The sequence below is a fragment of the Phenylobacterium sp. genome (genome assembly GCF_025351295.1).
Lineage (GTDB): Bacteria > Pseudomonadota > Alphaproteobacteria > Caulobacterales > Caulobacteraceae > Phenylobacterium.
Genome location: NZ_JANXWD010000030.1, coordinates 26,188 through 43,235 on the forward strand (window position 1 = coordinate 26,188; position 17,048 = coordinate 43,235).

A 17,048-nucleotide genomic window follows, 5' to 3' on the forward strand; every position below is an offset into this window, starting at 1 on the left:
CCAGATCAATCGGCCGGCCGGTCCTCGGGATCGTCGACCAGGATGCGCGCGGCGTCCCCCGCCGGGTCCTCGTACTGGCCCGCCCGCAGGCTCCACCAGAACGCGCCAACCGCCAGCAGGCCGAGGCCGAGCGATAACGGCGCGAGGAACATCACGATGTTCATCGGCGCGCGCCGGTGCGCAGGGCGTTGAGCGTGACCAGCAACGACGAGCTCGACATCGCCAGGGCGGCCACGAAGGGGTTCACCAGGCCCAGCACGGCCGCGGGGGCGGCCAGGCTGTTGTAGAGCGCCGCGAACCCGAAGTTCTCCAGCGCGCGGCGGTGCGCGCTCCTGGCCACGTCGAAGGCGGCTGTCACCGCCCCCAGCCGCTCGCCGGAAAAGACCAGGTCGGCGGCGTTCTGACTGGCTTCCAGTGCGCTCCCCGGCGCCATGGCGGCGTGGGCCCTGGCCAGCGCGGCCGCATCGTTGAGACCGTCGCCCACCATCAGCACCTTGCGGCCCTCACGGGTCAGGGCGTCGATTCGCGCGGCCTTGTCCTGCGGGGTGCAGCCACCGCGCCAGGTCGCGACCTGCAGGGTGTCCGCCACCCGTTCGACGGCGGCGGCCACGTCTCCGGAGAGGATCTCGACCGACAGGCCCCGCGCCGCCAGTGCCGCCAGCGTCTCGTGCGCGTCCGGTCGCAGGCGGTCGGCGAAGCGGAAGCGGATCCTGGTGTCGCCGTCGAACCCGAACCAGAGTTCGGTCTCGCAGCCGGCCCCTGCGAGGCCAAGGAAGCCGGCCCGCCCCAGGCGCGCCCGCCGTCCGTCGATGGTCCCCTCCACGCCCTGGCCGGCCCGCTCGGTCACCTCCAGCGCCAGAGGCCCCGCTCCGGCCGCCTCCGCCAGGGCCCGGGCCAAGGGGTGGCGGGACGCGCGAGCGAGCGGCGCGGCCATCGCCAGGGTGCGCGGCATCGGATCGAGCAGGCTGGGCCGGCCCTCGGTGAGGATGCCGGTCTTGTCGAACACCACATGGTCGACCTCGGCCAGCCGTTCCAGCGCCGCGCCGGATTTCACCAGCACGCCGCGGCGGAACAGCCGCGCCGAGGCAGTGATCTGCACCGCCGGGACGGCCAGGCCCAGGGCGCAGGGACAGGTGACGATGAGCACGGCCACGGCGCGGATCAGAGCTTCGCGCGGGCCGAGGCCAAGCGCCCAGCCGCCGGCGAAGGTCAGCAGCGCGACGGTATGAACCACCGGAACATAGATGGCGGCGGCCTTGTCGGCGAGCCGGACGTAGCGCGATTTCGACTGGGCGCCGGCCTCCACCAGCCGCGCGATGGCGGCCACGGCGGACTCCTCCGACCGGGCGTTGGCGACCAGGCGCAGGGCGCCGGAGAGGTTCAGCGCGCCGGCGCGGCACTCGTCCCCGATGGCGACGGGCGCCGGGGCCGTCTCGCCGGTCAGCAGGCTGTTGTCGAGCTCGGAGCGCCCGGACAGGATGCGGCTGTCCACCGGCACGCGTTCACCCGGCCGCACCAGCAGCCGGTCCCCCGGCCGCACCTCGGCCAGGGGTCTGGCGACCAGGGCGTCGTCGGGCCCGAAGACGGTGGCGGTCGGGGCCTGCAGGGCCAGCAGGTCGGCGGCCGCGCTGGAGGCCCGCGCGCGCAGGCGATGCTCGAGCCAGCGGCCGACCAGCAGCAGGAACAGCAGCGAGACGGCGGCGTCGAAATAGGCGTCCCGGCCGCCCAGCAGGGTCTCGGAGAAGCTGATCGCCAGGGTCAGGATCACGCCGATGGAGATCGGCACGTCCATGTTGGCGCGGCGCGCCTTGAGGGAACGCCAGGCCGAGCGGAAGAACGGCTGGCCGGCATAGAGGGCGCAGGGCGCGCCGACCAGGCCGGAGAACCACATCATCAGGGTGCGGGTGGCAGGCCCGAGTTCCTGGCCGAACAGCCCGGCCCAGAGCGGAACCGAGAACATCATGGTGTTCATCACGCCAAAGCCGGCCACGGCCAGGGCGAGGACGAGCTGACGCCCCTCGCGGTCATAGGCGACCTGCGCCCGGCCGGGATCATACGGGCTTGCCGGATAGCCCAGGCGCCGCAGCGCCGTGACCACGGCCCCCGCGTCGCCCATCCCCATCCCGAACTCCACCGTGAGCCGCTTCTGCGTCAGGTTGAGCCGCGCCGCGGCGACCCCGGGCAGGGCCAGCACGGTGCGCTCGATCTTCGACAGGCAGCCCGCGCAGCGCGCGTCCGGCACCAGCAGGTCGAGGCTTTCGCGGCCGTCGTCGCGGCGCCGCAGGAAGGCGCTAAGGTCGGCGCGGGCGGGGTCGTAGGTCAGGGCCATGTCAGCCGACGCTCCAGCTGGAAGGCATGGCCGGAGCGGTCACGGGCCTGCGCGGTGAGGTCCCAGGCGCCGGAGACCCCGGCCAGGACGGCGTCGTAGCGGCCAGGCGCGGTCTCCACGAACCGCGGGGTCAGCCGGCCGGTCTCGGTGGCGGGCCGCTCGAGCTTGCCGACGATCGCCAGGCCCGGCAGCGGCCGGCCCGCACGGTCGCGCACCAGCACCCGCACGCCGTGGGGCCGCGCCTGCGCGCCGGCCTCCCAGCCGAGACGTTCCTGCGCCCGCATCTGGGCGATCTGCCGGTCGTAGAGCAGGCCGTCCTCGTAGGGGGTGACCGACACCTCGCCGGGATGGGTGCGGTAGGCGATCACCGCGAAGCTGACATCGACCCCGATCACCACAGCAAAGAAGGCGACGATATAGGCCAGGGCGTGCCAGCCAGTGATCCGGAAGTCCGTGTGCGGTGGGGTGTCGGCCTGGGTCATGAGGGGTTCGCGGCGCCCGAAAGGAAGACGGTGGCGGTGCGCGCGACGACCCGGCCGGCGCGCGCCTCGAAGCTGGCCGGCACGCTGGTTGCGGCCAGGCCGGCTGGCGGAACCGTGACGAAGACCCGCAGCGCGCGGACCTCGTTCGGCGCCGCGACGATCCGCAGGACCGCCCCGGCGGGCTCGCCCGGGCTGCTGACGGTTGCGCCGGCGACGCCCGAGAAGCGGACCTCCACCGGAACCGGCGTGAAGCTGCGGTTGGCGATCTTCAGGGTGTAGCCGTTGCGGATCGCCCCGTCGTGAAGCTGCACGAAGGTCGGGTTGCGGTCGCGCAGCGCATGCAGGTCGAGGATCGAGCGCGCCGCCAAGCCCCAGGCCATCAGCCCGGCGACCGCCGTCAGCGCGATGGCGTAGTAGAGCGTCCGCGACCGCACCGGCTTGTAGCGCGCCGGCCGCCCGGCGCTGCGCTCGACGACCGCGAAGTCGGTGTCGTAGGCGATCAGGCCCCGCGGCCGGCCGACCCGATCCATGATCTCGTCGCAGGCGTCGATGCAGAGACCGCAGTTGATGCACTCCAGCTGCGATCCGTTGCGGATATCGATGCCCATGGGGCAGACGACGACGCAGGCTTGGCAGTCGATGCAGTCGCCGCGGCCCTCCCAGCTGTCGGCCTTCTTGTGCGGGGCGCGCGGCTCGCCACGGTCGAGGCAATAAGTGACCTGCAGCGAGTGCTCGTCGATCATCGCGCCCTGGATGCGCGGCCAGGGGCACATGTAGGTGCAGACCTGTTCACGCATATGGCCCGCGAACAGGTAGGTGGTGGCCGTCAGGATCGCGCAAGACGCATAGGAGGTGATCGGCGCCTGGCCGGTCCAGAATTCCCGCAACAGGGTTGGCGCATCGCGGAAATAGAAGATCCAGGCGCCGCCGGTGCCGAACGCCACCGCCAGCCAGGTCAGGTGCTTGCCGCCCTTGCGCCAGAGCTTGTCGAACGACCAGGGCGCTGCGTCCAGGCGCATGCGCGCGTTGCGGTCGCCCTCGAAGGCGCGCTCGACGTAGATGAACAGGTCGGTCCAGACCGTCTGCGGACACGTGTAGCCGCACCACAGGCGCCCGAACAGCGCCGTCACCAGGAACAGCGCCAGCGCGCCCATCACCAGCAGGCCGGTGAAGAAGAACACCTCCTGCGGCCAGAGCTGGATGTTCAGGAAGTAGAACCTGCGCCCAGCGAAATCGACCAGGACCGCCTGGTCCGGCAAGGCGCCGGGGCGGTCCCAGCGCAGCCAGGGGGTGATGTAGTAGATGGCCAGGGTGGCGATCAGCAGCGCCCACTTGATCGCCCGCCAGCGCCCGTGCACGAGCTTCGGGTAGATCGGCGTGCGTGGCTTGTAGAGCCCGCCGCCGGCGTCGCCGCGCGCCTTCGCCCGCTGGGCCGCCGAGGCGGGGCGCGACGCCTTGCCGATGACGACAGTCATCGCCCGGCGACCGCCGGGGCGGGCGGCCGCGCCGTCGCGTCACCGGCGGCGTTGGCATGGACATAGACCGCCAGCGCCTTGATCGTCTCCGGCGAGAACCGCGCCTCCCAGGTCGGCATCACCCCGTTGCGGCCGTTGAAGATCTGGCCGCGGATCGCCTCGCGGTCGGATCCGTACAGCCAGTCCGCGTCGGTCAGGTTGGGGATGCCGCGCTTGACGTCGCCGGTCCCGGCCGGGCCATGGCAGGCCGCGCACTGATCCGCGAAGGTCTGGCGCGCCCGTGTCACGGCCGCCGGGTCGGCCCGGCGATGCGACAGCGCCACCACATACTCGGTCAGATCGCCGATCTGCGCCGAGGTCAGCATCTGGTCGCGGCCGAAGGCGGGCATCATGGCCTCGCCCCGGGCGTGAGGATGACCCGACCGGACCCCGACGGTGATGGTGTGCTGGATATCCTCCGGCGACCCGCCCCACAGCCAGACGTCGTCGCGCAGGTTGGGATACCCCTTGCCGCCGCCGCCGCCCGCGCCGTGGCAGGTGGCGCAGTTGTCGCCGAACACCGACTGGCCGACCTGCAGCGCATAGGTCTGCAGGCCCGGGTCCGCCTCGATCTGTTCGAGGCTGGCCCCGCGCAATTTCACCAGACCGGCGCCGCGCACGGCGTTCAGCTTCGCCAGCTCAACGCTCACCGCGGCCCGGTCGGACTTGCCCAGCAGGCCATGGGTGTAGCCGCTGATCCCGGGCCAGGCCGGCATCAGCACCCAGTAGACCACGGCCCAGGCGATGCAGGCGTACCAGGTCCACAGCCACCACCGCGGCAGCGGGGTGTCGAGCTCCTTGATCCCGTCCCACTCGTGGCCGGTGGTCTCCACGCCGGAGTGGTCGTCATGTTCGCGCTCAGGCATGGGGCGCCTCGTCGTCTTCAAGCGGGAGCAGGGCGAGGCGCTGGAACGCCTGCTTGTGGCGCGGCCAGAGCGCGTAGATCAGGCCGCCCAGGAACATAAGGCCGAAGAACACCGTGCCGGCCTGCTGGGCGAAGCGGGCCACGGACTCGTAGGTCAGGCCGCTCATCGCAGGTTCTCCGGATCTTCCGCCTTGTAGGTTCGGAAATCGACCATGGTCCCCAGCACCTGGAGGTAGGCGATCAGGGCGTCCATCTCCGACAGTTTCTGAGGGTCGCCATCGAAGTCGCGCTGGGCGACCTTGGCGCCGTAGCGCGTCTTGAGGCCCGATTTCTCGCCGGCGAACGGATCGACCTGACCTTCCAGATCGGCCCTGGCGTTGGCGATTTCGGCCTTCGTGTAGGGGACGCCAACGGTCTTCAGGGCGGCCAGGCGCTGCTCGATATTGCGATAGTCCAGGTCGGTCTCCGCCAGGAACCGGTACGGCGGCATGTTGGATTCCGGCACCACCGAGCGCGGATCCGTCAGGTGGTCGCGGTGCCAGCCGTCGGAGTACTTGCCGCCGACCCGGGCCAGGTCCGGCCCGGTGCGCTTCGACCCCCACTGGAACGGGTGGTCGTACATGCTCTCCGCGGCCAGGCTGTAGTGGCCGTAGCGCTCCACCTCGTCGCGTAGCGGGCGGATCATCTGCGAGTGGCAGCCGTAGCAGCCCTCGCGGACGTAGATGTCGCGGCCCGCCTGTTCGAGCGGCGTGTAGGGACGGATCCCGTCCACCTTCTCGATGGTGCTCTCCAGGTAGAACAGCGGGCTGATCTCGACGAGGCCGCCGATCGACACCACCAGGATGATGCCGATCAGCAGGACGAGCGAATGCCGCTCGAACTTGGCGTGATGCTTCCACATGTGCGGCGCCCCTACTCAGCCGCCAGCAGGGCGGCGCCCGGCGGCGGGACGAGGCGTTCCGGCGTCCGGGCGACGCTGGGCAGGCGGGTCGTTCGCCACAGGTTGTAGACCATGATCAGCGCGCCCGAGAGGTACATGAGCCCGCCCACGGTGCGGATGACGTTCTCGACGTGCTTGGCCGAAACGGTCTCGACGAAGGAGTTCGCGAGGTAGCCTTGCGGCGTGTACTCGCGCCACATCAGGCCCTCCATGATCCCGGAGACCCACATCGCGGCGATGTAGAGAACGATGCCGGTGGTCGCGATCCAGAAGTGCCACTCGACCAGCTTGTCGGAGTAGAGCCGGTCCTTCTTCCACAGCCACGGGACCATGCAGTAGACGGCCCCGAAGCTGATAAAGCCGACCCAGCCCAGCGCGCCGGAATGCACGTGGCCGATGGTCCAGTCGGTGTAGTGGCTGAGCGCATTGACCGCGCGGATCGACATCAGCGGGCCTTCGAAGGTGGCCATGCCGTAGAAGGCGATGGCCACCACCATCATCCGGACCACCGGGTCGGTGCGCAGCTTGTCCCAGGCGCCCGAGAGCGTCATCAGGCCGTTGATCATGCCGCCCCAGGACGGCATCCACAGCATGATCGAGAAGGTCATGCCCAGGGTCTGGGTCCACTGCGGCAGGGCCGTGTAGTGCAGGTGGTGCGGGCCGGCCCAGATGTAGATGAAGATCAGCGACCAGAAGTGGACGATCGACAGCCGGTACGAATAGACCGGCCGGTTCACCCGCTTGGGCACGAAATAGTACATCATGCCGAGGAAGCCGGCGGTCAGGAAAAAGCCGACCGCGTTGTGGCCGTACCACCACTGCACCAGGGCATCCTGGACGCCGGCGAAGGCGGAATAGCTCTTGGTCTCCAGCAGGCCGATGGGGACGGCCGCGTTATTGATCAGGTGCAGGATCGCGATGGTGACGATGAAGGCCAGGTAGAACCAGTTGGCCACATAGATGTGCGGCTCCTTGCGCTTCCAGATCGTCCCCAGGAACACCAGCAGGTAGGCGACCCAGACGACGGTGAGCCAGATGTCGATGTACCACTCGGGCTCGGCGTATTCGCGGCTCTGGGTGATCCCCGCCAGGTAGCCGGTGGCGGCCAGGACGATGAACAGCTGGTAGCCCCAGAACACGAACCAGGGCCACACGCCGCCGGCCAGCCGGGCCTTGCAGGTGCGCTGGACCACATAGAAGGAGGTCGACATCAGGGCGTTGCCGCCGAACGCGAAGATCACCGCCGAGGTGTGCAGCGGCCGCAGGCGGCCGAAATTCAGCCAGGGCAGATCGGGGAAGTAAAAGATCCTGGGCCAGCTCAGCTGCGAGGCGATCAGCGCCCCCGCGCACAGTCCGGCGATCGCCCAGAACATGGTGGCGATGACGCCGGCGCGGATCACCCCGTCCGAGTAGCGGCCAGGGTCGGAACGGAGCTTGCCGGAGCCGATCCGCAGGCTCAGCACGCAGAAGCCGAGGACGAAGGCGGCCGTCAGTATGTAGCCATGGAACCGGAACAGCGGATCCTGGGTGAAGGCCGTGGCCAACACCGCCAGGAAGGCGCTCACCCCGATGAAGATGTAGAGCGCGACGACGTCGAGCGGCGTGTCGTCGCGTGCGATGGCTTCGGTCATGAATCCCCAGTCCCTCTGAGAGACGGCGGCCTTCATGCCGCGTCTCCCGCCGGCGAGCCTTGATCTCGCTCAAGGACAGGCGGGTGAACCGATGCGACACCGCCGCGTCCGAGGAGATCGTCCATGCGCCGGCCGCCAAGCCCCCCCGAAGCGGCCGTCGAACGCCTGGCCACCGATCTCCTCGGATGTATCCTCCTGGCGTCGGCGGCCCTTGCGGCAAGCCTGGGCCGGGACGACGCCGCCCTGCGCGGCGTCGTCTGCGGCATCGGCCACGCCCCCCATTGTGGCTGGTGTTACGGCGCGGTGGGCTTCGCTCTGGCGGGGCTCACCGCGTTCGCCCTGGCGCGACGCGCAGGCGGTCTGCCAGAACCGGCCGCCAAGCCTCGGGGTCGACCGCCAGTCCCAGGTTGATCCTGCGCAATGCGCCGCCGCGGCCGGAGCCTAGTCTCCCTGGCATCGACGGAGGAGAGCCCGAATGAACCGCCTCAATGGAAAGGTCGCTGTCATCACCGGTAGCGCGCTCGGCCTTGGACGCGCCACTGCCGTGCGCATGGCCCAGGAAGGGGCGACGGTCGCCATCACCGACATCCTCGCCATCGAGGCGGGGGCCTTCGCCGACGAGCTCAATGGTCAGGGCTTCGAGACTTGCAGCTGGCCCCTAGATGTCTCCAAGGAGACCGAGGTCGAACGGGTGCTGACCCAGGTCGGCCAGCGTTTCGGCCGCATCGACATCCTGGTGAACAACGCCGGCGTCTGCGGCGCCAACAAGCCCACCGACCAGATCACCGAGGCGGAGTGGGACTATGTGCAGGGGATCAACGTCAAGGGCGTGTTCTTCTGCACCAAGCACGCCATTGCCCACCTGCGGCGCGCCGGCGGCGGGAGCATCATCAACCTCAGCTCCATCTACGGCCTGGTCGGCGCCGCTGACATCCCGGCCTACCATGCCTCCAAGGGCGCGGTGCGGCTGATGACCAAGACCGACGCCCTGCTCTACGCCCCCGACCGGATCCGGGTGAACTCCATCCACCCCGGGTTCATCTGGACGCCGATGGTCGAGGCCTTCGTGCAGGACCAGGCGGACGCGGCGGTCGCCCGGGTCGACCTGGACGCGCTGCACCCGCTGGGCCATGTGGGCGAGCCGGACGACGTCGCCTGGGGCTGCGTCTACCTAGCGTCCGACGAAGCCAAGTTCGTCACCGGCGCCGAGCTGGTGATCGACGGCGGCTATACGGCGCACTGAGACCCGCCATGCCCGCGTTCAGCCTTTCCGTCCTCCTGCGCGCCCTGATCGTCTGGCTGGCGGTCATCGCCAGCGAGAGCCTGAACGGCGCGCTCCGCCGCGTGGTGTTGAATCCGGATATCGACTTCGCGCTCCGCCAGGGCTCGGTCGTGGTCGGCGCCGTGATGATCTTCGTGATCACCTGGTTCTTCCTGGACTGGATCCGCATCCGCACCGCGCGTGGCGCCCTGGCCATGGGCGCGCTGTGGGTCGCCCTGACCTTCGCGTTCGAGCTTGCGCTCGGCCGCCTGACCGGGCTCGGCTGGGCGCGCATCCTCGCCGACTACGACCTCATTCACGGCGGCCTGATGCCGCTGGGTCTGCTGGCCATGGGGCTGACGCCCTGGGCCGTCCGCCGGCTGAAGGCCGGACGCCCGGGCCGCCTTCGACCCGAGGACCGCGATCTGCGAGGAACCCCATGAAGCACGCCATCGTCCTTGCCCACCCGTCCCGCAAGAGCTTCAACGCGGAGATCGCCCGGACCTACCGCGAGGTGGTCGAGCGCCTCGGCGACGAGACGATCCTGCGCGACCTCTACGCGATGCGGTTCGACCCCTGCCTGAAGGCCGCCGAGATCCCCGGCCCCAAGGCGCAGCTCGGCGGCCACGCCCGGCTCGGCAGCACCGCCTATCGCGGGGCCGAGGTCGCGGTGGTCTTCCCGCACCGCGCCTGAAGGCGGACCGTTCCTAGAGCCGCACCGCACCCAGCATCGTCTCGCCGAACATGTTGGAGCGCTGCGCCTCGGTGAGCGCGGCCTTCTTCTGCAGGTACTTCTCGGGGATGGCGCGCTCGGCCGTGCGGCCGCGGATGACGCCCGGGCGCTGGGCGATCTGCGCGAACCATCGGTAGATGTTGGGATACTGCGCCTGCAGGTCGATGCTCATCGTCCCCGCCGCCGCGCGGCCCGGCCAGATCGCGATGTCGGCGATGGAATATTCGTCGCCCGCCAGGTACTCGGCCTGCCCCAGCCGCCGCTCCAGCACCTCCATCAACCGCCCCACCTCCTTGGTGTAGCGCTCGACGGCGTAGTCGAGGGTCACCGGCGCATAGCGGACGAAGTGCGCCGCCTGCCCGCCCATGGGCCCCAGGCCCGCCACCTGCCAGGTCAGCCACTGGATCGCGACGCTGCGCTGGCGCGGGTCCCTGGGCAGCAGCCGGCCGGTCTTCTCGGCGATGTACTGCAGGATCGCGCCGGACTCGAACACCGCGTGCGGACCGCCGCCGAACGCCGGGTCGTGGTCGACGATAGCCGGCAGTTTGTGGTTCGGGTTGATCCTGCCGAACTCCGCGGTGTGCTGGTCGCCCTCGAAGATGTCATAGCCGATCAGCCGGTAGGGGAGCTCGACCTCCTCCAGCGCGATGCTGACCTTCTGGGCGTTCGGTGTCGGCGTGAAATGCAGGTCGATCATCGGCCGAGCCTAGGCCTTCGCCGCACGGCGGTGAAGATGGCGCTCCCGGCGACTTAGCCGCCGGGAGCCCATCGCGCGGCCTCAGAAGTTGAATCGTCCCGTGACGCCATAGTAGCGGTCGGCTTCGCGCGGGATGATGTAGCGGTAGCTGCCGCCCGGCCCGCCGCTGGTGATCGCCGCGGCGAAGCTCTCGTCGAACAGGTTCTTGACCTGGAAAGTTACCCGGTAGCGGTCGTCCGGGTCGGCGATCCCGGCCGACAGGTCGACCAGGCCATAGGCGTGGATCCGGGTGGCGATGCGGTTGGCCAGCACCGCGTCCGGCTGGCTGATCTGGCTGGACTGGTAGGAGGTCTGCGCGCCCAGGACCACGTCGAAGGCGCTGCCGGTGCGGATCCGGTAGTCGGCCGCCAGCGACCCCTTCCACTTCGGCGCATAGGCCAGTCGGGTGCCGGAGGGCACGACGCCGGTGTTGTTGCCGTTGGTGGGGATCTTGAACTGGTCGACGTGGGCGTCGGTGTAGGCCAGCCCGCCGGACACCGACAGGTCGCGCATCGGCCGGAACAGCAGGTCCAGCTCGCCGCCGCGGGTGGAAACCGTCCCGGCGTTGGTGAACCGGGTGACCAGCACGCCAGCCACCGTGTCCGGGTTATTGGCCTGGAAGTTGTGGTATTTCGCGTAGTAGGCGGCGAGGTTCAGGATCAGCCGGCCGTCCAGAAAGGTGTTCTTCATCCCCGCCTCGAAGCTGTCGGCGGTCTCGGCCGCGATGACGTTCGTGCCGGTGGCGGTCAGGTTGTAGAAGACGTTGTAGGCCGGGCCCTTATAGCCCCGCGCATAGGTGGCGTAGACCGTGGTCTGCGGGGCGAGATCGTACTGCGCGCCGGCCTTGCCCGAGACATTGTCGTGCGAGGTCGAGGCGGCGAACGGGCCGAAGCTGGGCTGGATGCCGGGCCCGGCCAGCACGGTCGTGCGGCTGTGGAAGACGTCCAGCTTGTCGTGGGTGTAGCGCAGGCCGCCGATCAGCCGCAGCCGGTCGGTAAGGTTGGCCGTGCCCTGCCCGAACAGCGCCAGGTTCTTGAAGGTCGACCCGAAGTCCGCCGTGCCGGTCGGCGTCGTGACCACGGTTCCAGCGGTCGTGCAGGGGGTCAGCACGGTGGGCGCCGGGGACAGCGAACAGACGATGTCGTTGCGGGTGAAGGTCCGCTCGGTGTGGGCCCGCGAATAGTAGGCCCCGACCACATAGGTGAAGAACTGGCCGGTCGGCGAGGTGAGCCGCAGCTCCTGGGTCAGGGTGTTGCTGGTTTGCGGCCCCAGGTCGTGCAGCTGGCCGAGGCCCACATAGGGGCGCGACAGCCAGTCGCCGTCGCGGACCTCGGTGTTGTCGTACTTCCGGTAGGCGCCGATGTAGGTGACCGTCTGGCCCGCCACCTGCCAGTCGGCCTGCAGCGAAATCCCGCCGCTCTTCTCGGTGGCCGAGGTGATCAGGTCCTGGTTGACCTGGCGGGTCTTGTCGCCGCGCGGGACCGGCAGGCCGCCGGCCGCCAGGTTGGTCGGCAGCGTGCCGATCAGCTCGGCGCAGCAGTCGTCGTCGCTCTTGCGATAGTCGGCGATGATCGTCAGCGTCAGGTCGGGCGTCGGGTCTGCGACCACGATGCCGCGGACGCCATAGTGCTCGTAGCCGTTCACCCGCTCGCCGCCGTGGGCGAGGTTGTGGATGTTGCCGTCGTAGCTGGAATAGAAGGCGGTCACCCGGCTCTTCACGTTCGCCGCCAGCGGCACGTCGACGGCGCCGCGCAGCCGGTACTCGTCGCCGTTGGTGAAGAAGCCGCCGTCCAGGAAGCCGCCGAATTTGTCGCCCGGCCGCTTGGTGATGATGTTGATCACCCCGGCCGAGGTGTTCTTGCCGAACAGGGTGCCCTGCGGACCGCGCAGCACCTCGATGCGCTCGACGTCGATCAGGTCGCTGAACGCCTCGCCGGCGCGGCTGTAGACCACCCCGTCGACCACCGTGGAGATCGACGGTTCGCCGGCGATGGAGAAGGTCGAGGTGCCGACCCCGCGCAGGAACAGCGACTGGTTGATGTTGGTGCCCGACTTGCGGAAGTTCAGGGTCGGCACGAGGTACTGCGCGCTCTCCAGGCTCACCGAGCCTCGGTTGGCGATGGCGTCGCCGGAGATCACCGAGACGGCGACCGGCACCTGCTGCAGCCGCTCCTCCCGCTTCTGCGCGGTGACGACGATCTCGGCGACGCTGCTGTCGCCGCTTGCGGCGGCCGCGGCCTGCGCCAGGGCCTGGGGCGCGCCCAACAGGGCCGCGATGCCGGCCCCCGCGATCAGAATGGCTTTTTTCATGTTTCCCCCCGCTCCTTTTTGTCTGTGGTTTCGGGAATGTCTGGCGCTGTCATATCGACAGCCGATTCAAGGTGTTCGGCGCACGTCCTCTGTTTCAGAATCCAAGCTCGGTCATCTCGACGACGCGCCGCTCGCGAGCGCTGATCTCCGCCGCGGTCCCGATGGCCACCGCCATCAGCCCGTCGCGGGCGGTGACCTCGACAGGCCCCTGCCCGCGCACCGCGGCATTGAACCGCTGATGCTCGTAGAAGGTGGAGCCGTGGTGGGTGCCGACCTTCAGCGCGGTCTCGTCCACCGGCACGATCCACCGCTCGACCCGCTTCTCGCCGCGGAACCCGACCCGCGGCGAATAGACGATCTCCCCGGCCGGGATCAGCACATCCAGGCGGGCCTTGTCGCCCACCGCGGTGATCTCCTCCTGGTTCTCCGCGCCCTCGGCGAACATCGACAGATCCAGCATGGCGCGCACGCCGTTGGCGAAGTCGACGGTGGTGTAGCTGTTGTCCAGGATGTCCGGCGTCCGGCCATCGTAACGCTCATCCAGATGGTTCACGTCCATCGCCCCGGAGCAGTAGACGCGGACCGCCTCGGAGGCCGTGATCAGACGCATCAAGTCAAAGAAATGACAGCACTTTTCGACCATCGTGCCGCCGGTGTTGCTGGCGAAGCGGTTCCAGTCGCCGACCTTCGGCAGGAAGGGAAACCGGTGTTCGCGGATCGACAGCATCCGAAGCGTCCCGACCCGCCCGCCATGCACCTGCGCGATGAAATCCGCGGCCGGCGGCATGTAGCGGTATTCCATCGCCGTCCAGAACGGCGCCGCCGACCTGGCGGCCCGCTCCACCACCCAGCGCGCGTCGTCCAGGGTGGTGGCCAGCGGCTTCTCGCAGAGGATCGGCAGCCCGGCGTCGAAAAGCGGTTCCAGCACGCCGCGGTGGGTGTTGTTGGGGCTGGCGACGATCACCGCGTCGACCAGCCCGCTCCTGGCCAGGGCGGCGCTGTCTGCGAACGCCGCCGCCCGGTCGGCGCGGTCGGCCAGCGCCCGGCGCGCCCACCCCAGCGAGGTCTCCACGGGGTCGGCCAGGGCCGTGACCACCGCGCCCGGCGTCACGGCGAGGTTGTTGAGGTGCTCGATCCCCATCATCCCCGCGCCCACCAGACCGTAGCGAACCACGTCGGCCAAAAACCCCTCCCAGAAAGCTTATGACAGCGCTGACTTATTGTGAGCATTCTCCCAGACTGGCGGTTCGGGCAAGCCTAAAAGTCGCGAAGACGGCGCAGGCGCGACCCGCGACGATGGGGAGGACCAGGCTTGTCGACGACCCGGCGCTGGCTGCTGTTCGCCCTGCTGGCGATGGCCGGAATCCTGGCCCTGGTCGATCGCCAGATCATCTCCGTGCTGAAGCCGACCATCGCCGCCGAACTGGGCTGGTCGGACGACGACTACGGCACCCTGGGCGCCTGGTTCCAGGGCGCCACCGCCGTGGCGCTGCTGGCGGCCGGGCCGCTGGTGGATCGGCTCGGCGTCAAGTGGGCCAACCCGATCGGCGTCTTCACCTGGAGCGTGGCGGCCATCTTCCACGGCTGGGCCCACTCGCTGGTCCAGTTCACCTTGTGCCGCATCGGCCTGGGCGCGACGGAAGCGGCGGTGACGCCGACCGGCATCAAGACCATCGCCTCGATCTTTCCGCCGCACATGCGGTCCACCGGCCTCGGCCTGCAGAACGCCATCGCCAGCCTGGGCGCCATCTGCGCGCCGTTCGTCATCCCGCTGATCGCCTCGCCCTACGGCTGGCGCGGCGCCTTCGTGCTAGCCGGCGTGGCCGGCGCGGTGTGGGCCGGGGCCTGGGCGCTGGCGACCCGCAAGGTCCGGTTCGAGGACGCCGCCCCGCCGGCCGCCGCCACCGATGTTCCCCCGCCGGCGATCCTGCGTGACCGCGGCGCCTGGGCGATCGCCGTGGCCAAGCTGCTCAGCGATTCGACCTGGTGGCTGATGCTGTTCTGGATGCCGGACTTCCTGAACCGCCAGTTCGGCCTGACCGGCGCGGCCATCGCCCCGCCGTTGGCTCTGGCGTATGCCGGCGCCGCTGTGGGCGCGCTGACCAGCGGCGGACTGGCGACGCGGTTCCTGCGGCGCGGCGTGCCGGTCAACCGGGTGCGCAAGACGGCGATGCTGATCAGCGGCCTGCTGGCCCTGCCCCTGCCGCTGGCCCTGCAGGCGGGCAGCCCGTTGGCCGCCGCGGCGATCCTGGCGCTGGTGCTGGCGGCCCACCAGGGGTTCTCGACCAACCTCTTCGCCCTGATCACCGACGTCACCGACAAGGGGCGGCTCGGCCGGGTGACCAGCTTCGGGGTGTTCAGCGGCAACATCGGCGGCATGGCGATCCTGAAGATCGCCGGCCTGGTCCTGGCGGCGGGCCTGGGCTACCTGCCGCTGTTCCTGTTCGCGGCGGTGTCCTACCTGCTGGCGCTGGCCTGGATCCAGCTGCTGCTGCCGACCATCCGGCCGATCGAGGCGCAACCGGTTCCCGCCTGACGATCAGGAGTGGGAGATCGCGCGCCCAACACGCCTCTGAATGCTGCCTGGCCCTACACCAGCGGTCCGTGCTCGAGGTTCGGCAGCACGTGGCGGGCGAACAGGTCGGCCTCGGCGGCGTGCGGGTAGCCGGACAGGATGAAGGCCTCGATGCCCATGTCGCGGTAGTCGTTGAGCTTCGCCAGCACCTGGTCCGGGTCGCCGACGATGGCCGCGCCGCAGCCGGAGCGCGCGCGGCCGACCCCGGTCCACAGCCCGGGCTCGGCATAGCCGTCGTCCGCGGCAGCCTCGCGCAGCGCCGTCTGCGCCTGGACGCCGGCGGAGGTGGAGTCCAGCGACTTGGCGCGGATCGCGTCGCCGGTCGCGGCATCCAGTTTCGAAAGCAGGCGGTCGGCCGCCGTGCGCGCCTCGGCCTCGGTGTCGCGCACGATCATGTGGGCGCGGTAGCCGAACCTCAGGGTGCGGCCATGCCGCGCGGCGCGCAGCTTCATGTCGGCGATGATCGCGGCGACGGTCTCGCGCTTGTCGGGCCACATCAGGAATACGTCGCAACCCTGGGCGGCGGCCTCGCGGGCATCCTCCGACAGGCCGCCGAAGTAGAGCAGCGGGGCCTTGCCCGAGACCGTGCCGACCCGCGGCGGATCCAGCTTCAGCTTCCAGAACTCGCCGTCGTGGTCCAGCGGCCGGCCGCTGAGCAGGGTCTTCAGGATGCTCATCGCCTCGACCGTGCGGGCATAGCGCGGGGCCGAGGCCAGTTTCTCGCCCGGCAGGTCGGAGGAGATGATGTTGATGGTCAGCCGGCCGCCCAGCAGGCGGTCGATGGTGGCGATCTGGCGCGCCAGTTGCGGCGGCCACAGCTCGCCGATGCGGACCGCCATCAGCAGGCGCAGGCGCGTCAGCAGCGGGGCGACGGCGGCGGCGAAGGCGGTGGTGTCGATGCCCAGCTCATAGCCGGACGGCAGCAGGATGTTGTCGAACCCCCCGGCCTCGGCCTGCAGGACGATGTCGCGGCAATGCTCCCAGCTCGACTTCAGCTTGGGGTCCGGCACGCCCAGGAACTCGTAGTCGTCATCGCAGAGGGCGGAGAACCAGGAGACTTCGCACGGCGTGGCGGTCACGGCAGGGGCTCTCCTCGGGCGGCGGTCAGGACGGCGTACCATTCGGGTCGGGTGAAGCTGACGGCCAGCGCCTGGGCGGCCTCGGCGATGCGCGCCGTCTGCTGCGAGCCGACGATGGGGATCGGCCGGGCGGGATGGCGCAGCAGCCAGGCGTAGGCGGCCACGGGGCGCGAGACGCCGTTGGCCTTGGCGACAAAATCCAGGGCCTCGCGGACCGCCTGGGCGCGGGGATCAGCGGCGGTGGCGGCATGCCGCGGGTCGCCCTCGCCCAACCGGCCCTGAGCCAGGGGCGACCAGGCCAGGACTCCCATGCCGGTGGCCAGCGCCTGGTCCAGCGTGCCGTCCGTGAGCGGGCCGATGGCCAGGGGCGAGAACTCGATCTGGATGCAGGCAATGGGGAACCCCAGGTGCGCCTGCAACGCCGCGGTCTGGGCGGCGGTGTGGTTGGAGACCCCGATCTCGCCGATCTTGCCCGCCCTTCGCAGGCCGCTCAGCGTCTCGGCGACCTTGCCTGGATGGGCCAGGCTGTCGGGGCGATGAATCTGCCACAGGTCAATGCGTTCGACCCCCATCCGGGTCAGCGACGCCTCGAC

Annotated in this window: 17 protein-coding genes; 4 read left to right on the forward strand and 13 right to left on the reverse strand. The window is 69.9% G+C overall.

Annotated elements, in window-relative coordinates; translation table 11 throughout:
• Positions 1-5: 5 nt before the first annotated feature.
• The 8 genes from ccoS to ccoN are packed head-to-tail and all read right to left on the reverse strand — an operon-like array spanning position 6 to position 7,761.
• Positions 6-164 carry a cbb3-type cytochrome oxidase assembly protein CcoS gene (gene ccoS / locus Q0R13_RS04750; RefSeq protein ID WP_293900258.1) on the reverse strand — a complete coding sequence of 53 codons (159 nt, stop codon included), beginning with the start codon at positions 162-164 and terminating at the stop codon, positions 6-8.
• Positions 161-2,329, reverse strand: a complete 2,169-nt coding sequence (locus Q0R13_RS04755) for a heavy metal translocating P-type ATPase (RefSeq protein WP_293900260.1) — start codon at positions 2,327-2,329, stop codon at positions 161-163. Before Q0R13_RS04755 ends, ccoS begins: the two co-directional genes overlap by 4 nt.
• A complete protein-coding gene (locus tag Q0R13_RS04760; protein WP_293900263.1) occupies positions 2,320-2,811 on the reverse strand; it encodes a FixH family protein in 492 nt (163 codons plus the stop codon). The genes Q0R13_RS04755 and Q0R13_RS04760 overlap by 10 nt, the downstream gene beginning before the upstream one ends.
• Complete coding sequence (ccoG, locus tag Q0R13_RS04765; RefSeq protein ID WP_293900265.1) at positions 2,808-4,286, reverse strand: cytochrome c oxidase accessory protein CcoG; 1,479 nt, start codon at positions 4,284-4,286, stop codon at positions 2,808-2,810. Before ccoG ends, Q0R13_RS04760 begins: the two co-directional genes overlap by 4 nt.
• Positions 4,283-5,191 carry a cytochrome-c oxidase, cbb3-type subunit III gene (gene ccoP, locus Q0R13_RS04770; RefSeq protein ID WP_293900267.1) on the reverse strand — a complete coding sequence of 303 codons (909 nt, stop codon included), beginning with the start codon at positions 5,189-5,191 and terminating at the stop codon, positions 4,283-4,285. The genes ccoG and ccoP overlap by 4 nt, the downstream gene beginning before the upstream one ends.
• Positions 5,184-5,357 carry a cbb3-type cytochrome c oxidase subunit 3 gene (locus tag Q0R13_RS04775; protein WP_293900269.1) on the reverse strand — a complete coding sequence of 58 codons (174 nt, stop codon included), beginning with the start codon at positions 5,355-5,357 and terminating at the stop codon, positions 5,184-5,186. Before Q0R13_RS04775 ends, ccoP begins: the two co-directional genes overlap by 8 nt.
• The gene (ccoO, locus tag Q0R13_RS04780; RefSeq protein ID WP_293900271.1) at positions 5,354-6,091 is read right to left on the reverse strand and encodes a cytochrome-c oxidase, cbb3-type subunit II; all 738 of its coding nucleotides are present in this window, start codon (positions 6,089-6,091) and stop codon (positions 5,354-5,356) included. Before ccoO ends, Q0R13_RS04775 begins: the two co-directional genes overlap by 4 nt.
• Before the next feature lie 11 nt (positions 6,092-6,102).
• Complete coding sequence (ccoN, locus tag Q0R13_RS04785) at positions 6,103-7,761, reverse strand: cytochrome-c oxidase, cbb3-type subunit I (protein WP_293900273.1); 1,659 nt, start codon at positions 7,759-7,761, stop codon at positions 6,103-6,105.
• A 475-nt stretch (positions 7,762-8,236) separates the two neighbouring features.
• Here ccoN and Q0R13_RS04790 point away from each other — a divergent pair, with 475 nt between their 5' ends.
• From Q0R13_RS04790 to Q0R13_RS04800, 3 genes are read left to right on the forward strand one after another with little or no spacing between them, the layout of a single operon-like run.
• Positions 8,237-9,004 carry a glucose 1-dehydrogenase gene (locus tag Q0R13_RS04790; RefSeq protein ID WP_293900275.1) on the forward strand — a complete coding sequence of 256 codons (768 nt, stop codon included), beginning with the start codon at positions 8,237-8,239 and terminating at the stop codon, positions 9,002-9,004.
• An 8-nt stretch (positions 9,005-9,012) separates the two neighbouring features.
• Positions 9,013-9,465 carry a hypothetical protein gene (locus Q0R13_RS04795; RefSeq protein WP_293900277.1) on the forward strand — a complete coding sequence of 151 codons (453 nt, stop codon included), beginning with the start codon at positions 9,013-9,015 and terminating at the stop codon, positions 9,463-9,465.
• Complete coding sequence (locus Q0R13_RS04800) at positions 9,462-9,716, forward strand: NAD(P)H-dependent oxidoreductase (RefSeq protein ID WP_293900279.1); 255 nt, start codon at positions 9,462-9,464, stop codon at positions 9,714-9,716. The genes Q0R13_RS04795 and Q0R13_RS04800 overlap by 4 nt, the downstream gene beginning before the upstream one ends.
• Positions 9,717-9,729: 13 nt before the next feature.
• Here Q0R13_RS04800 and Q0R13_RS04805 read toward each other — a convergent pair whose 3' ends face one another.
• The 3 genes from Q0R13_RS04805 to Q0R13_RS04815 form a co-directional block, all read right to left on the reverse strand.
• Positions 9,730-10,452, reverse strand: coding sequence for a glutathione binding-like protein (locus Q0R13_RS04805; protein ID WP_293900281.1), 723 nt, complete (start codon positions 10,450-10,452; stop codon positions 9,730-9,732).
• A gap of 81 nt (positions 10,453-10,533) precedes the next feature.
• Positions 10,534-12,801 carry a TonB-dependent receptor gene (locus tag Q0R13_RS04810; RefSeq protein WP_293900283.1) on the reverse strand — a complete coding sequence of 756 codons (2,268 nt, stop codon included), beginning with the start codon at positions 12,799-12,801 and terminating at the stop codon, positions 10,534-10,536.
• Positions 12,802-12,895: 94 nt separating this feature from the next.
• Positions 12,896-13,975, reverse strand: coding sequence for a Gfo/Idh/MocA family oxidoreductase (locus Q0R13_RS04815; RefSeq protein ID WP_293900291.1), 1,080 nt, complete (start codon positions 13,973-13,975; stop codon positions 12,896-12,898).
• A 138-nt stretch (positions 13,976-14,113) separates the two neighbouring features.
• Here Q0R13_RS04815 and Q0R13_RS04820 point away from each other — a divergent pair, with 138 nt between their 5' ends.
• Entirely contained in the window at positions 14,114-15,337 is a 1,224-nt protein-coding gene (locus Q0R13_RS04820) for an MFS transporter (protein WP_293900285.1), read from the forward strand.
• A 53-nt stretch (positions 15,338-15,390) separates the two neighbouring features.
• Here the strand turns inward: Q0R13_RS04820 and Q0R13_RS04825 are convergent, their stop codons facing one another.
• Both Q0R13_RS04825 and Q0R13_RS04830 read right to left on the reverse strand, forming a co-directional pair.
• Entirely contained in the window at positions 15,391-16,455 is a 1,065-nt protein-coding gene (locus Q0R13_RS04825; protein ID WP_293900287.1) for an LLM class flavin-dependent oxidoreductase, read from the reverse strand.
• Positions 16,452-17,048, reverse strand: a 597-nt coding sequence (locus Q0R13_RS04830) for an aldo/keto reductase (protein WP_293900289.1), incomplete at its 5' end; no start/stop codon positions are given. The genes Q0R13_RS04825 and Q0R13_RS04830, both read right to left, overlap by 4 nt.

Bases quoted from the DNA above. Each gene is read 5' to 3' on its own strand.
- ccoS (WP_293900258.1), bottom strand. From the start codon at position 164: ATGAACATCGTGATGTTCCTCGCGCCGTTATCGCTCGGCCTCGGCCTG.
- Q0R13_RS04755 (WP_293900260.1), bottom strand. From the start codon at position 2,329: ATGGCCCTGACCTACGACCCCGCCCGCGCCGACCTTAGCGCCTTCCTG.
- Q0R13_RS04760 (WP_293900263.1), bottom strand. From the start codon at position 2,811: ATGACCCAGGCCGACACCCCACCGCACACGGACTTCCGGATCACTGGC.
- ccoG (WP_293900265.1), bottom strand. From the start codon at position 4,286: ATGACTGTCGTCATCGGCAAGGCGTCGCGCCCCGCCTCGGCGGCCCAG.
- ccoP (WP_293900267.1), bottom strand. From the start codon at position 5,191: ATGCCTGAGCGCGAACATGACGACCACTCCGGCGTGGAGACCACCGGC.
- Q0R13_RS04775 (WP_293900269.1), bottom strand. From the start codon at position 5,357: ATGAGCGGCCTGACCTACGAGTCCGTGGCCCGCTTCGCCCAGCAGGCC.
- ccoO (WP_293900271.1), bottom strand. From the start codon at position 6,091: ATGTGGAAGCATCACGCCAAGTTCGAGCGGCATTCGCTCGTCCTGCTG.
- ccoN (WP_293900273.1), bottom strand. From the start codon at position 7,761: ATGACCGAAGCCATCGCACGCGACGACACGCCGCTCGACGTCGTCGCG.
- Q0R13_RS04790 (WP_293900275.1), top strand. From the start codon at position 8,237: ATGAACCGCCTCAATGGAAAGGTCGCTGTCATCACCGGTAGCGCGCTC.
- Q0R13_RS04795 (WP_293900277.1), top strand. From the start codon at position 9,013: ATGCCCGCGTTCAGCCTTTCCGTCCTCCTGCGCGCCCTGATCGTCTGG.
- Q0R13_RS04800 (WP_293900279.1), top strand. From the start codon at position 9,462: ATGAAGCACGCCATCGTCCTTGCCCACCCGTCCCGCAAGAGCTTCAAC.
- Q0R13_RS04805 (WP_293900281.1), bottom strand. From the start codon at position 10,452: ATGATCGACCTGCATTTCACGCCGACACCGAACGCCCAGAAGGTCAGC.
- Q0R13_RS04810 (WP_293900283.1), bottom strand. From the start codon at position 12,801: ATGAAAAAAGCCATTCTGATCGCGGGGGCCGGCATCGCGGCCCTGTTG.